At 69.8% G+C, this 13,555-nt stretch carries 12 protein-coding genes; 6 read left to right on the forward strand and 6 right to left on the reverse strand.

From position 1 onward, the window contains the following. Positions 1 to 20 precede the first annotated feature (20 nt). A complete protein-coding gene (locus CU254_RS35055; RefSeq protein ID WP_037715817.1) occupies positions 21 to 842 on the reverse strand; it encodes an RNA methyltransferase in 822 nt (273 codons plus the stop codon). 216 nt (positions 843 to 1,058) lie between these two features. Between CU254_RS35055 and CU254_RS35060 the strand changes: the two genes are divergently transcribed. From CU254_RS35060 to CU254_RS35080, 5 genes are all read left to right on the forward strand, one after another. Next, positions 1,059 to 2,555, forward strand: a complete 1,497-nt coding sequence (locus CU254_RS35060; RefSeq protein ID WP_009083872.1) for a glutamate-cysteine ligase family protein — start codon at positions 1,059 to 1,061, stop codon at positions 2,553 to 2,555. Between the two features lie 53 nt (positions 2,556 to 2,608). Beyond that, positions 2,609 to 3,211 carry a TetR/AcrR family transcriptional regulator gene (locus tag CU254_RS35065; RefSeq protein ID WP_037718491.1) on the forward strand — a complete coding sequence of 201 codons (603 nt, stop codon included), beginning with the start codon at positions 2,609 to 2,611 and terminating at the stop codon, positions 3,209 to 3,211. 79 nt (positions 3,212 to 3,290) lie between these two features. Continuing rightward, positions 3,291 to 3,965: a heme oxygenase (biliverdin-producing) gene (locus CU254_RS35070; protein WP_009083876.1), complete on the forward strand. Its 675-nt coding sequence runs from the start codon at positions 3,291 to 3,293 to the stop codon at positions 3,963 to 3,965. Between the two features lie 113 nt (positions 3,966 to 4,078). Beyond that, positions 4,079 to 4,702: a superoxide dismutase gene (locus CU254_RS35075; protein ID WP_009083877.1), complete on the forward strand. Its 624-nt coding sequence runs from the start codon at positions 4,079 to 4,081 to the stop codon at positions 4,700 to 4,702. Between the two features lie 94 nt (positions 4,703 to 4,796). Beyond that, entirely contained in the window at positions 4,797 to 5,603 is an 807-nt protein-coding gene (locus tag CU254_RS35080) for an arylamine N-acetyltransferase (RefSeq protein ID WP_037715819.1), read from the forward strand. 258 nt (positions 5,604 to 5,861) lie between these two features. On the opposite strand, the gene CU254_RS35085 is transcribed toward CU254_RS35080, so the two are convergent. From CU254_RS35085 to CU254_RS35095, 3 genes are all read right to left on the reverse strand, one after another. Further along, the gene (locus tag CU254_RS35085; protein WP_037715821.1) at positions 5,862 to 7,118 is read right to left on the reverse strand and encodes an MFS transporter; all 1,257 of its coding nucleotides are present in this window, start codon (positions 7,116 to 7,118) and stop codon (positions 5,862 to 5,864) included. Between the two features lie 176 nt (positions 7,119 to 7,294). Beyond that, complete coding sequence (locus CU254_RS35090) at positions 7,295 to 7,726, reverse strand: MarR family winged helix-turn-helix transcriptional regulator (RefSeq protein ID WP_009083883.1); 432 nt, start codon at positions 7,724 to 7,726, stop codon at positions 7,295 to 7,297. A gap of 43 nt (positions 7,727 to 7,769) precedes the next feature. Further along, positions 7,770 to 9,233, reverse strand: a complete 1,464-nt coding sequence (locus tag CU254_RS35095) for an NCS2 family permease (protein WP_009083884.1) — start codon at positions 9,231 to 9,233, stop codon at positions 7,770 to 7,772. 83 nt (positions 9,234 to 9,316) lie between these two features. On the opposite strand from CU254_RS35095, the gene CU254_RS35100 reads away from it, so the two are divergent. Beyond that, complete coding sequence (locus tag CU254_RS35100; protein WP_037361579.1) at positions 9,317 to 9,544, forward strand: DUF2530 domain-containing protein; 228 nt, start codon at positions 9,317 to 9,319, stop codon at positions 9,542 to 9,544. Positions 9,545 to 9,549: 5 nt separating this feature from the next. Here the strand turns inward: CU254_RS35100 and CU254_RS35105 are convergent, their stop codons facing one another. Together CU254_RS35105 and CU254_RS35110 are read right to left on the reverse strand one after the other, a co-directional pair. After that, entirely contained in the window at positions 9,550 to 12,342 is a 2,793-nt protein-coding gene (locus CU254_RS35105) for a sacsin N-terminal ATP-binding-like domain-containing protein (RefSeq protein ID WP_009083890.1), read from the reverse strand. After that, a complete protein-coding gene (locus CU254_RS35110) occupies positions 12,339 to 13,508 on the reverse strand; it encodes a DUF3027 domain-containing protein (RefSeq protein ID WP_009083892.1) in 1,170 nt (389 codons plus the stop codon). The genes CU254_RS35105 and CU254_RS35110 overlap by 4 nt, the downstream gene beginning before the upstream one ends. Positions 13,509 to 13,555 lie beyond the last annotated feature (47 nt).

The raw sequence follows: 13,555 nt of genomic DNA on the forward strand, positions 1-13,555 counted from the left end.
CGCAAGAAACGTGCCGGGGGTCACTCTAGTGGGGCGACCCCCGCGGAGACCTCGTGGAAGGCGATCGCCGCGGCCGTGGCGACATTCAGCGAGTCGACGCCGGACACCATCTCCACGCGGACCGCGACGTCCGCGGCCTCGATCGCCTCGTCCGTCAGTCCCGGTCCCTCCGCACCGAGCAGCAGCGCGATCGGTCCCGGCACCTTTTCGCGCAATCCGCGCAGCGGTACGGAATCCGCGCGCGGTGTGAGCGCGGCCACCGTGAAACCCCGTGCCCGCAGGACATCCAGGCCGCCGGGCCAGCTGTCGAAAGTCGCGAAGGGGACGCGCAGCACGTGTCCCATCGAAACGCGCACACTGCGCCGGTAAAGCGGATCCGAACAACCTGGACCGAGCAAAACCCCGCCGACGCCGAGCGCGGCGGCATTGCGGAACAGCGCGCCGAGATTTTCGTGATCGCCGACCCCTTCGAGCACGGCCAAAACCTGCGTGCCGTCCACGATTTGGGAAACCGTCGGCGGTTCCGGGCGGTCCGCGACCGCGAGCACGCCGCGATTGAGATGGAATCCGACCACGTCGGCCATCGTCTCCGCGGACGTCACGTACGCGGGCACGTCGACGCCGGCGAGTTCGTCTTCCAATTCCCGCAGCCGCCTCTCCACGCCGAGCAGCGCGCGCACCGGATAACGCGACGCGAGCAGCCGTCCGACCACGACGGTTCCCTCGGCGATCACCAGCCCGCGCCCGCCTGGGCGGTCCGGGCGACGGTCCGCTGTGGACAGGTCGCGGAAATCGTCGAGGCCCGGATGCGCCCGGTCCTCGGTGAAGATCAGTTGAGCCACATCGGACAGTCTCGCACCCGGCCGAACCCGTGCCCACTGGTCCGAACGCGCGGCCGGGTTAGGGCAAACGGCGTAGTTACGCGCAGGGTCAACCGCCGGTGACGGAGAGCACCAGTTTGGCCGCTAGCCCATGGCGACTCGCTGTGCGACGGTGGTCTGCCTGGCGTCCTAGCCGCCCAGACCACTGCGGACAGCAGCCAAGGAGCGCGTCGAACCATGGGTACGGATCTCTCGGCACATCCCGGCCGGCTCGATCGCGGACGGTACCGCCGGAAGGTCCAGCGCTGCCTGGACACCCTGGCGAGGATGCTCACCGACGGCAGTTTTTCCTTTCCCCGCAAGAACATCGGCCTCGAAGTCGAGCTGAATCTGGTGGACGGGCAACTGCGCCCGTCGATGACCAACTCGGTCGTGCTGGAGGCGCTCGACGACGCGTCGTTCACCACCGAACTCGGCCAGCACAACCTGGAACTCAACGTGCCGCCGCGCCCGCTCGCCGGGGATTCCGCGCTGCGGCTGGAAGAAGACCTGCACTCCTACCTGGCGAAAGCGCAGGAGAGCGCGGCGCACACCGGCTCGTCGGTGGCCATGATCGGCATTCTGCCGACGCTGGGGCCGGAACATTTCGATCAAAAGTGGCTTTCCCACAAAACGCGCTATTCGTCGCTGAACGACGAGATCTTCGCCGCCCGCGGCGAGCGGATCGCGCTCGCGATGGACGGCCCGGCGTTGCCCGGGGCACAGCCGGAGCGGCTGCGGCACTACGCGGAATCCATTCTTCCGGAGGCCGCCTGCACCTCGGTCCAATTGCACCTGCAGGTCGCCCCCGAGGAATTCGCGGCGCACTGGAACGCCGCGCAATGCCTGGCCGGCGTGCAGATCGCGCTCGCGTCGAACTCTCCTTTCCTGCTGGGCAAGGCGCTGTGGCACGAAACCCGGATCCCGTTGTTCCAGCAGGCCACCGACACCCGGCCGGAGGAACTGAAAAACCAGGGCGTCCGGCCGCGCGTGTGGTTCGGCGAACGGTGGATCACGTCGATCTTCGACCTCTTCGAGGAAAACGTCCGCTATTTCCCGGGTCTGCTGCCGGAGACGGACATCGAGGACCCGATCGAGGCGCTGGAATCCGGGCAGGCACCGAAGCTTTCCGAACTGCGGCTGCACAACGGAACGATTTGGCGGTGGAACCGGCCGGTGTACGACGTAGTCGACGGCCTGCCGCACTTGCGCGTGGAAAACCGCGTGCTGCCCGCCGGTCCGACGGTCGCCGACATCGTGGCCAACGCGGCGTTTTTCTACGGCGCCCAACGCGCGCTCGCGGAGCAGGACCGGCCGGTCTGGTCGCAGATGTCGTTCCAGGCCGCGGAAGAAAACCTGTACGAGGGCGCGCGCAAGGGTTTCGACGCGCAGCTGTACTGGCCCGGCATCGGCTGGATCCCGCCGGACGAACTGGCGCTGCGCGTGCTGCTGCCGCTGGCGCACGAGGGCCTTCGCCGTTCGGACGTCTCCGACGAGGCACGCGTGCGTTATCTCGGCATCATCGAACGCCGCTGCCTCGCCCGCCGCAACGGTGCGACCTGGCAGCGCGACTACGTGCTGCGCGCGCACGAACGCGGAGCCGACCGCGAAACCGCGCTCAACTGGATGCTGCGGCGGTACCTGGAGCTGTCGGAGAACGGCGAGCCGGTGCACACCTGGACGCTCGACGACTGAGCCGTTTCGCGCGGGTCCCCTAAAGTGTTTCGCACGGGAAGGGGGTGGCGCGCGTGCCGAAGGTGCTGGGCGGTTCGCTCGAAGCGCACCGCCGCGAAGTGCGGTCACGGGTGTTCGACGTCGTCCGCGCGCAGCTGTACGAACGCGGGTTCGACGCGATCACGCTCGCCGGGGTCGCCGCGGAGGCCGGGCTCGGCCGCACCGCGATCTACAACCACTTCCCGGACAAGGAAAGCCTGCTCGTCGCGTTCGTGGAGGACGAGGCCGCCCGGTACGTCGAGCGGCTGCGCGCGGCGGTGGACGCCGAACCGGACCCGGTCGCCCAGCTGGCCACATTCGTGCGGCTGCAGCTGCGCGTGCTGGCCGAACACCACCTTCCGCCGGGCACCGCGCTGGAGTCCGCGCTCGCGCCCGCGGCGTACCAGCGGATCAGCGCGCACGCCGACCCGATCATCGAACAGCTGCGTTCGGTGCTGCTCGCCGGAGTCGACGCGGGCAGCTGGCCCGCCCAGGACCTCGACGTGGTGGTCCCGATGATCACCGCCGCGCTCGGCAGCCGTCAGGTGATCGACGTGCCCGCCGACCAGCTGGAAGACGCCGTCGAAGCCGCCGTGCGGTTCGTGCGCCGAGCGGTCGGTTCGAGTGAAAACAGCTGATTTTAGGCTAGCCTAAGTACCAGTCGTGGCCTACAGTTCTTTCTGACAGCTTGTCAGAAAGATGCCCGGGAGGCCTTTGATGACGGTGACCGCGGACCTCGAAGCCAGCCCGTTCTCCGGACAGCTGCGCGCGTCCACGCGGGCGGTGCACGACAAGGCCAATCACTCCACGTACATGAACGCGCTGCTCGGCGGCGAGCTGACGCTGGCGGGCTACGCGGCGCTGGCCACCCAGTACTACTTCATCTACCAGGCGATCGAGCGGGCCGGCGACGCGATGGCCGACGACCCGGTCGGCGGCCAGTTCGTGTTCGAGGAACTGCGCCGGCTGCCCGCACTGGAACGCGACCTCGCCCGGCTGGTCGGTCCCGGCTGGCGCACCGAGATCGCCCCGCTCGCGTCCACCGAGGCCTACACCGCGCGGATCGCCGAGGCGGCACGCTGGTCCGGCGGGTTCGTGGCGCACCACTACACGCGCTACCTCGGCGACATCGCCGGCGGCCAGATCATCCGGCGGCTGCTCGAGAAGAAGTTCGACCTCGCCGAGGCGGGCACGCTCTTCTACCGCTTCGACGACATCGGCAGCGCCCCCGCGTTCCGCGACCGCTACCGCGCGAAGCTGGACGAAGCGCCGTGGAGCGAGGAAGACCGGGCCCGGGTGATCGACGAATCCGTGGTCGCGTTCGAGCACAACGTCGCGGTGTTCGACGAACTGGCCCTCGACCTCGCGCGGTACCGCGACCCGGCGGCATGAGCCGGGTCACAGCGAGTTGACCTCCACCTAGCTTGAAGTACGAGGCTCGGTTTCAGCAGGCTCCCGCACGGGAAGCCGCCTAGAAAACCGCGCGTCGATCAGAAGGAGGGCCCATGGCCCGGTACGAGCTGCCCGAACTCGATTACGACTACGGCGCCCTCGCGCCGTACATTTCGGGCGAGATCAACGAGCTGCACCACAGCAAGCACCACGCGACCTATGTCAAGGGTGCGAACGACACGCTGGACAAGCTCGCCGCCGCGCGCGAGGCGGGCGACTTCGGCTCGATCGTCGGCCTGGAGACGACGCTGGCGTTCAACCTGGCCGGGCACGCCAACCACGTCGTGTGGTGGAAGATCCTCTCCCCCGAGGGTGGGGACAAGCCGACCGGCGAGCTGGCCGCGGCGATCGACGAGGCGTTCGGCTCGTTCGACAAGTTCAAGGCCCAGTTCACCGCCGTGTCCACCACCATCCAGGGCAACGGCTGGGGCGCGCTGTCGTGGGACCCGATCGGCAAGACGCTGATCACCCAGCAGCTGCGCGACCACCACAACAACCTGATCCTGCCGACCGTGCCGATCCTGCTGGTCGACGTGTGGGAGCATGCGTTCTACCTCGACTACAAGAACGTGAAGCCGGACTACGTCAACGCCCTGTGGAACATCTTCAACTGGGCCGAGATCAGCAAGCGCTTCGACAACGCCGTCGCCGGCGGCAACGGCCTCCTGCTCAGCTGAGGCCCGCTGCGCACCCCGGGGCCCGGCCGGGAAACGGCCGGGCCCCGTTTTTTCGCTTGACCTGGAGTGCACTGGAGGTGTGAGAGTGGAACCCATGGACGTCGACGCCTACCTCGCTCGCCTCGACCTGCCGGTGCCTCCCGCGGCCGACCTGGCCGCGCTGCGCCTGCTGCAGGAGCGGCACCTGATGCACGTCCCGTTCGAGAACCTGAGCGTGCACCTCGGGGAACCCATCGACCTCACCGAAGAAGCACTCTTCGACAAGCTCGTGCGCCGTCGCCGCGGCGGATTCTGCTACGAGCTGAACGGTCTTTTCGCCGGCCTGCTGCGGGAGCTGGGCTTCACCGCGACGCTGCACGCGGCGCGCGTCTTCACCGACGCCGGCGTACCCGGTCCGCCGCTGGACCACGCCGCCATCCTCGTCCGGCTCGACGACGAGCAGTACCTGGTCGACGTCGGCTTCGGCAAGTTCAGCCGGCAGCCGCTGGCGCTGTCCGCGGTCGAACCGCAGAGCGACCCCGAGGGCGACTACCTCCTCCTGGACGCTCCGTACGGCGACGTGGACGTCCTGCGCGACGGCAAGCCCGAGTACCGCCTGGAGCGTCGGCGGCGGGAGCTGTCGGACTTCGCGCCGATGGCGTGGTGGCAGTCGACGTCGCCGAAGTCGCACTTCACGCAGACCCTCACCTGTTCCCGCCCGACCGCCCAAGGCCGCGTCACGCTGTCCGGCGACCGGCTGATCGAGACAGTGGACGGCGTGCGCCACGAGGTGCTGCTGCCGAACGACGAGGCCGTGCGGATGGCGTACCACGTGTACTTCGGCCTGCGGCTGCGCCGTCTTCCGATGCGGCCGGGCGAGCATCCGCTGGAGGCCCCGAAGCCGACCCCGCACGCTTCCTGACGCCCAACCCCGTGAACGGCCTTGCCCTCGCGGGGAAGAGCCCCGACCATGAACAGAGCCCCGCCTCCCGGGGTTCCCAGGTTGCGGGGCTCTGTCCGTTCCCGAACTGACTGCCGCTCCCACCACGAAGCGGACATGTATGAGGTTAGCCTAACCTCACCGACGACGGCAAGACCATCTCAGCGGAGACCTCAGTCTCACCCTCCGGAGTGACAACTTTCGGCGGTCCCAGCGCCTGCGAGCAGCCATTTCCGCAGGTCAGACCCGTTCCCGCGACAGGATCCGCAGGCCGTTGCCGAGCCGTCGCGGCATCCGGACGCCGCCGCGCCGGATCAGCACCACCGCGCACACCACCGCCGCGACCGCCGAAACCGCGCCGCCGATGTAGAACGGCGACCGGCCGCCGAACGCGTCGGCCATCCAACCGGTCATCGGCCCGCCGATCGGGTTGCCGCCGATCAGCACCAGCACGTAGATGCCCATCACGCGGCCGCGCATCTCCGGCGACACCGACGTCTGCACCAGCGCGTTCGCCGTGTTCAGGAAGGTGATCGTGGCGAACCCGAGCGGGATCAGCCCGATGCCGAAGGCCAGGTAGGTCGGCATGAACGCGGTGATGAACTCGAACGCGCCGAGCAGCGCCGCCGACACCAGCATCAGCCGTACCCGGGGGCGGCTCTTCACGCCCCGCCGCGCGGACGCGAGCGCGCCGGTGAAGGTGCCGACCGCGACGAGCGTCGAGAGCAGGCCGTAGCCGTCGGCCTGGGTGTGGAAGACGTTCGCGGCCACGATCGGCAGCGACGTGAAGTAGGTGATGCCGAACGTGCTGACGAAGAACATCAGGACCATGACGGTCACCAGGTCCGGCCGTCCGCGCACGTAGCGCAGGCCCTCCACCAGCTGGCCCTTGGCGCGCGGGATCGCCGGGCCGCGGAACAGCTTGGCCGGATTCATCAGCGCGAGCCCGGCGATCACCGCGAGCGTGCTCGCCGCGTTCGCGATGAACAGCCAGCCGGTGCCGACCCAGGTGATCGCGAACCCGGCGATGGCCGGTCCGACGATGCGGGCCATGTTGAAGATCGACGAGTTCAGCGCGACCGCGTTCGCCACCTGGTCGCGGCCGACCATCTCGGCGACGAACGACTGCCGCGTCGGCACCTCGATCGCCGAGGTCGTCCCGAGCATCACGCACAGCAGGTAGACGTGCCACAGCTGGGCGACGCCGGTCAGGTCGAGCACGCCGAGCAGCACGGCCTGCAGGCAGTTCACCGACTGGATCAGCATCAGCAGCCGCCGCTTGTCGACGCGGTCGGCGAGCACGCCCGCCCACAGCGACAGCAGCAGCGTCGGGATGAACTGCAGCGCGACCGCGACGCCGAGCGCCACCGGGTCGTTGCCGGACAGCGTGAACACCAGCCAGTCCTGGGCGATGCGCTGCATCCAGGTGCCGATGTTCGAGATGACCTGGCCGCTGAAGAACAGCCGGTAATTCCGGACGCGCAGCGACGAGAACATCGTGCGCCTGGTCTTGGTTTCCGCGGCGCCGGCGGGTTCCGGCGCGGAAGACGATTTCCCGGCCGGGACGGAACGGGGGCCGGGCGGAGCGGAACCGGACGGCGGCGGCGCCGTGTCCCGGGTAGCAGTGGATTGGGCCGGACATCCTGTTTCGCTACCCGTGGTCGTCACCTGTGCTAGTTCCCCGCCATCCTGTCGATGATCTCCGCGGCGCGGGAGAGCACTTCGAGCTCTTCCTCGCCGAGTTCGGCCAGTTGCCGGTCCAGCCACGCCTCCCGCACCGAGATGGCCTTGCGCACGAACGCGAGCCCGTCGTCGGACAGCTCGACGATGGCCTGACGGCCGTCAGTCGGGTGCGGCCTGCGCTCGACGAACCCCATCTCCTCGAGCGCGGCGATGACCCTCGTCATCGAGGGCGGCTGGACGCCTTCCTTCGCGGCGAGCTGACCGGGGGTCAGCGGACCGCATTTGTGCAGGGTGGACAACGCCGCGATCTGCGTGAGCGACACGTCGTCCGCCACCCGCTGTGCCCGGAGCCTGCGGTTGAGCCGCACCACCGCGAGACGCAAGCGGCTCGCCAGGGAACGCTCGTGCGGGTCGCCGGACATATAGTTAGCATACCTCACGACTTGAGGTTCCGGTTTACGCCGGTCAGCTGAGTGCGGCCTGGATCGGCCCGACCGCGAAGTACGCGACGAACGCCACCGCGATGACCCACATCAGCGGGTGCACCTTCCGGGCCTTGCCGGTGACCGCCTGGATCACGACGTAGCTGACGAATCCGGCGCCGATGCCGTTGGCGATCGAGTAGGTGAACGGCATGACCACGATCGTCAGGAACGCGGGCAGCGCGATCGTGAAATCGGTGAAGTCGATGTCGCGGACCTGCGCCATCATCAGCGCGCCGACCACGACCAGCGCCGGCGCGGCCGCCTCGACCGGCACCACCTGGTACAGCGGGGTCAGGAACATCGCGGCGATGAACAGCAGCCCGGTCACGACGTTCGCCAGCCCGGTCCGCGCGCCCTCCGCGATGCCGGACGCGGATTCCACGAACACCGTGTTCGAACTGGCCGAGCCGAACCCGCCGGCCGCACCCGCGAGGCCCTCGACGAACAGCGCCTTGCCGACGTTCGGCAGCTGGCCGTCCTTGCCGACCAGACCGGCTTCCTTGCCGAGGCCGGTCATCGTGCCCATGGCGTCGAAGAAGTCCGCGAGCACGAGGGTGAAGACCAGCAGCACCACGGTGATGATCGGCAGCCGGGTCCACGCGCCGAACGACACGTCGCCGACCAGCGACAGATCCGGGAGGCCGACGACCTTCTGCGGCAGCGCCGGGTAGCCGAGGTTCCAGCCCTTCGGGTCGGTGCCGTTGGACGGCCCGGCCTTCACGATCGCCTCGACCACGATCGCGAGCACCGTCGAGCCGAGCACGCCGATCAGGATCGCGCCCTTGACGCGCTTGGCCACGAGAACCGCGGTGAGCAGCAGCCCGACCACGAACACCGCGGTCGGCCACGAGGCGATCGAACCGCCGATGCCGAGCCCGACCGGCACCGTGGTGTGCGCGTCGTCCGGCAGCCGGCGCACGAACCCGGCGTCGACCAGGCCGATCAGGCAGATGAAAAGCCCGATGCCGACCGCGATCGCGGATTTGAGCGCGGGCGGCACGGCGCGGAACACCGCCGTGCGGAAGCCGGTGAGCACGAGCAGGACGATGATCACGCCCTCGATGACCACCAGGCCCATCGCCTCCGGCCAGCTCATCTGCGGCGCGATGGTGACCGCGAGCAGGCTGTTGATGCCGAGGCCGGTGGCGATGCCGAACGGATAGTTCGCGACCAGCCCCATCAGGATCGTCAGCACGCCGGCGACCAGCGCGGTCACCGCGGCGACCTGCGGGACCGGGAGGATGTGGCCGAGGACGTCCTTGTGCGCGGACGGGGTGTCGGCCGCGAAACTGCCGATGATCAGCGGGTTGAGTACCACGATGTAGGCCATCGTCACGAACGTGACCACGCCGCCGCGGATCTCCCGTCCCGTGCTCGACCCGCGTTCGCTGATCCGGAAGAAGCGGTCCAGTGTGGACCCGGCCCGTTCGCGCTGCTCCGCCATTTCCCCGCCTGTCTCGCTGTTTCCGTCCGGGTAAGCTCTGCCCTGTGGACGAACCGACCAGTGCCCCGGACGCTCCGGCCGCGTTGCGGCACACGCCGGACCTGCCGAAGCGGCTCACCGACCTGACGCCGGTGGTGATCGTAGGTACTGCGCTCTGGCTTGTCGCGCTCGTGGTGCTTTTCTTCACGAGCGGAGGCGTCTGGTTACAGACGTGTATCGCCGGGATCGCGCTCGGGTTCATCGGATTCGGGATTATTTTCTGGCAGCGCGCGGCGGCCCGGCGCGGGTCCAAGTCCGCGCAGCGGCTTTAACCGCGTCAGTTCAGCAGCGTGCGCGGCGCGGGGTCTTCCAGCAACGCCGTGATGCGATAGCGCTCCGCCCAGCGGTCGCTCGCCCACGCGAAGGCGCGCGCCAGCCCCTCGGACGTGTCCGCCGCGTGCAGCCGGTCGTCGGACCACCACGGCACCTCGGCCGTCTCGCCCTCGACCGACACGGTGAGCCGGTCGTGCAGCAGCACCCCGCCGTCCGGCAGCGCGATGCCGAGCTGGTCCACGGCGAGCGCGAGGGCGGGCAGGTCGGCCCACGCGACGTACTCGCCGGTGCTCTCGACCTCGGTTTTCAGACTGCTCGCGACCGGGACGTCGAGGAGTTCCGCCAACCGCTCGGGTTCGGCGGGCGCGACGAGGAGCTTCGCCGGGTCGAGCGCGGCCGCGACCCACGGGACGTCCAGCACCACGGCGTCTTCGACGACGCTCCCGTCCGCCGCGCGGACTCGGGCGGGCGCGTCGACGTCCGAGATGTCGATCGGCGCGGCCACGAGCGCCGCGTGGGCGCGAGCGATCAGGCCCGGAGTCGGCGTGCGGTCTGGATCGCCGAGCCGTTCGAGCAGATCGGTGACGTCTTCCGCGGTCTCCAGATCCAGTCCGGTGCGGACCCCCACCGCGCGAAGCAGGTCGTCGCTCAGCCCGAGGTCGGGCACCGGGTCGTACAGGCCGGCCAGCGCAGTCGCCGAGGCGAGCCGCCAAGAGCCGGGGGCTTCGCCGGCCAGCAGGGCGTAGCGCGCGAGCCACCAGCCCGCGTGCCCGTCCGGGCTGTGCAGTGCCTGCCAGGTTTCCGGACGGGACGCGATCAGCCGGAGCGCGTCCGGCCAGGCGTCGTCCGCGACGAGGTCGAGGTCCCGGATGGATACGACCGTCGTCGGCGGCTGCTCGAACGAATCCCACCACTGCTCTTCGTCCGGGAGGTGGTGGTCGGGCTCGTGCGGATCCTCGTCCCGCACGACCGCGAACGAGTCGAGCACCTTCGCCGCGACGAGGGTCTCGGTCGGCCAGTCCTCCGCGAATTCCTCGTCCAGCACGGAAAGCGCGCCGCCGGGTTCGAACACCTCGGGGTCGATCACGTCCAGCAACGGCGACGTCGGCAGCACCAGCTCGTCCGCGCGCCGCCAGCCGTCCTCCGCGGGCAGCGCCAGCGCGCCGATCCATTCCGGTGCCTGGTCGCCGCAGTCCGCGACCAGGCGGAGCACCGCACCGGCGAGGTTCATTCCGTCCAAACCGGACTGAACGTCGGCGACACTGTGCTCGACCGCGTACTGCAGTTGCTCCGCTTCGAGCAACTGACGCGCGTCCGCGTGCTTGGCCCCCAACAGTTCCAGGAGCTGATGCGCGGCACCTGGATGCACCAGCCGAAGACCGGGAACGTCCACATCGGACAGAAGTTCGCGGAGCTCGCTGCTGCCGTCGACGAGCAGCGCGCCCTTGACGCCCGGCAACGTCCGCCCGTCCGACAACGGAACCGGCAGGCCGTCGAGCTGATTCGCGCTGAGCGCGTGACTCTCGACCGCGACCGCCAGCTCCGCGTACAGCTTCTGCCACCAGCCGGGCTCGCGGTCGATGCCGGTCAGGACTTCGAGGACGTCGCCAATGCCGAGGATCTGCGCGGACACCGGCTTGAGCAGTCGCGGATTCGCTTGCACCAGGCCCGGAATGACGTCGGCGAGCAGGGGAGCCAGCCCGTCGACGTCGAGCACCCGGGCCTGCTGCCCGGAGACCTCCCGACCGTCCACAGTGGTCAACCAGGGCTCCTGCGCGAGCGCGGCGTAGACGAGGTCTTTCAACTGTGCGTCCACAGTGGACTGCGGGAAACCCGCGGCGGGAACCAGAATCGGCCGGTGCTCCGGCTTGACCGCCCGGACCAGCTCGACGTACTCGCTCGCCGCTTGCTCCAGCGCGCGAGTGAGCTCCGCGCCCGGAAGCACCCGGCGGCGAGACGGCTCCAGCGGCACCTCGGCAATCAACCGAGCCGGGAGCGAAAGGCCTTCGTCGGTCGGCGTCGGCGCGTGAAGCAGATCGTCCTCGAGCGGCTGCGGCACCCCGTCGGCGTCAACCGGGACCGCCCAGACTCCGTGCTTCAGCCAACGCCGTTGCCCGGTCGGCGACGTGATCTCGACGATCTCCTCGCCGCTTCGCGTCCACTTGCGACCGTCCACTTCGGCCTCAGCGAGCCACGGCAGCGCCAGCAGGAGATCTTCGATCTCGTTCGCCAGGCCGTCGAGCAAACCCTGTCCGGATTCCCGGAGCGGCAACCGCACTTCGGTGGCGAATCCGTCAGCCGGTTGCTCCGAGACGGGAAACGGCAGCCGCAGCACCGGAACGTCGCCGTTCCGACCGGACTCTTCCCGGGTGCGCTGCGCGGAAAACGCGACCCCGCCCGAGGTGGAAACCACGCGCGGCTCGTCGGTGACGGTCAGGACGGCCGCGAACCCGACCCCGAACCGGCCGACGGTCCCTTCCTTGGCCGACGCCCGCAACGACGAGAGCGATTCGACCCCGCGGGCGTCCAGCGGCACGCCGGTGTTGGCGAACCGCAGCTCACCGTCCACAACGGACACCCGGATGCGCCCGGGTTCGCCCGCGAGCTGCGCGGCGTCGGCGGCGTTCTGGGCCAATTCGACGAACAACCGGTCGCGATAAGCGCCGACGCGCAGGTCGCGTTCGGAGTTGGTGTCCTCGATGAAGCGGGTGGGCGAATCGCGCCAGGCGCTCAGCACCGCTTCCCGCAGCCGGACTGTCCCGAAAGGATCAGCCGCTCCCCCAGCGACTTCGTTCACCGGAGGACATCGCTCCCGTCGGCGTCACCCTGCTCCGGGGCGGTGCCTTCCTCGGCAGCCTCCGGCGCGACCGCCTCGACGACCACGTCGACCGCCGTGCCCGCCGCCGAAGCCTCGGCCACGTCCGCGACCGGCTCCTCGGCAACCGGCTGGGCCGTGTCCACGCTCGCCACCGGCTCCTCAGCACCCGACTCGACCACGTCCGCGCCCTCGACCGGATCCTCGGCAACGCGCTCGACCTCATCCGAAGCAACGTCCGCAGCCGCTTCCGCAGCCTCCTCGACCGCGACCTCGGCAGCCGTCTCCGGCTCCACCACCGCGACCTCAGCGGTTTCCTCCGCCGCCGCGGCCGCCGCCTCTTCGACCACCGCCGGGTCCGCGACCGCGCTCGGCTCCGGAGCCGGCTCCGGAGCGGGAGTGAAGTCGATCAGCGAATCGTCGTAAACCAGCTCCGCGACCGGAACCGAGGACGTCACCTCGACCCGCACCTCCGAATGCGCCCCGCACCCGTAAGCCACGTCCACGACGTGCCCGTCCGCGGGCGCGATGTCGTTGGTGCAGGCGCCGAAGGAGCCGCGCAGCGAACCCGCCAGCGGCACGAAGAACCCGCAGGTCCCGCAGGTCGCGGGCGCGCTCCGGGCCATGTCCGAACGCGGGCCGAACTCGCCGCTGTGCCAGCGGGCGGCCGCGTCCAGCCGGCCGTAGCGCGAGAGGACGTGCACCCGGCCGAGGCCGACTTCCATCGCCGCTTCCTCGACGGCCGGGTCGTCCGACTGGAGGTACGCGGGCGAAAGGCGCGGGTCGTCCTTGTCCGCCGGGAAGAGGTCGCCGACGCCGAGGTCGCCCGCGCGCACGCGCTGCTCCCACGGCACCCAGGCGGGCGCGACCAGGGCCTCCGGGCCCGGCTGCAGCACGAGCTCGCTCACCGTGACCGGCTCGTCCGGCCCGGCCACCGCGACGGTGACCGACCAGCGCCAGCCGCCGTAGCCCGGCACCGAGGCCTCGAAAAGGTGGCTCGCCGAGACCGCGTCCTCGCGTTCCACTCCGACGTGCTCGCCGACCTGGTCAGCGGGTGCTTCCGCCAGCACGGCCTCCCGCGCCACCTCGACGGCGTCCGCGAGCTTCCGGTGGAGAGAGCCGTCGTCCAGGGTCAACAGCAGCGTCATACCCCCAATTGTGCCGCACGCATCCGCGCCGCCCGTGCCAGGCTGTT

It is taken from the genome of Amycolatopsis sp. AA4, from assembly GCF_002796545.1.
Taxonomy (GTDB): Bacteria; Actinomycetota; Actinomycetes; order Mycobacteriales; family Pseudonocardiaceae; genus Amycolatopsis.

Bases quoted from the DNA above. Each gene is read 5' to 3' on its own strand.
- CU254_RS35060 (WP_009083872.1), top strand. From the start codon at position 1,059: ATGGGTACGGATCTCTCGGCACATCCCGGCCGGCTCGATCGCGGACGG.
- CU254_RS35070 (WP_009083876.1), top strand. From the start codon at position 3,291: ATGACGGTGACCGCGGACCTCGAAGCCAGCCCGTTCTCCGGACAGCTG.
- CU254_RS35075 (WP_009083877.1), top strand. From the start codon at position 4,079: ATGGCCCGGTACGAGCTGCCCGAACTCGATTACGACTACGGCGCCCTC.
- CU254_RS35080 (WP_037715819.1), top strand. From the start codon at position 4,797: ATGGACGTCGACGCCTACCTCGCTCGCCTCGACCTGCCGGTGCCTCCC.
- CU254_RS35085 (WP_037715821.1), bottom strand. From the start codon at position 7,118: ATGTTCTCGTCGCTGCGCGTCCGGAATTACCGGCTGTTCTTCAGCGGC.
- CU254_RS35090 (WP_009083883.1), bottom strand. From the start codon at position 7,726: ATGTCCGGCGACCCGCACGAGCGTTCCCTGGCGAGCCGCTTGCGTCTC.
- CU254_RS35095 (WP_009083884.1), bottom strand. From the start codon at position 9,233: ATGGCGGAGCAGCGCGAACGGGCCGGGTCCACACTGGACCGCTTCTTC.
- CU254_RS35110 (WP_009083892.1), bottom strand. From the start codon at position 13,508: ATGACGCTGCTGTTGACCCTGGACGACGGCTCTCTCCACCGGAAGCTC.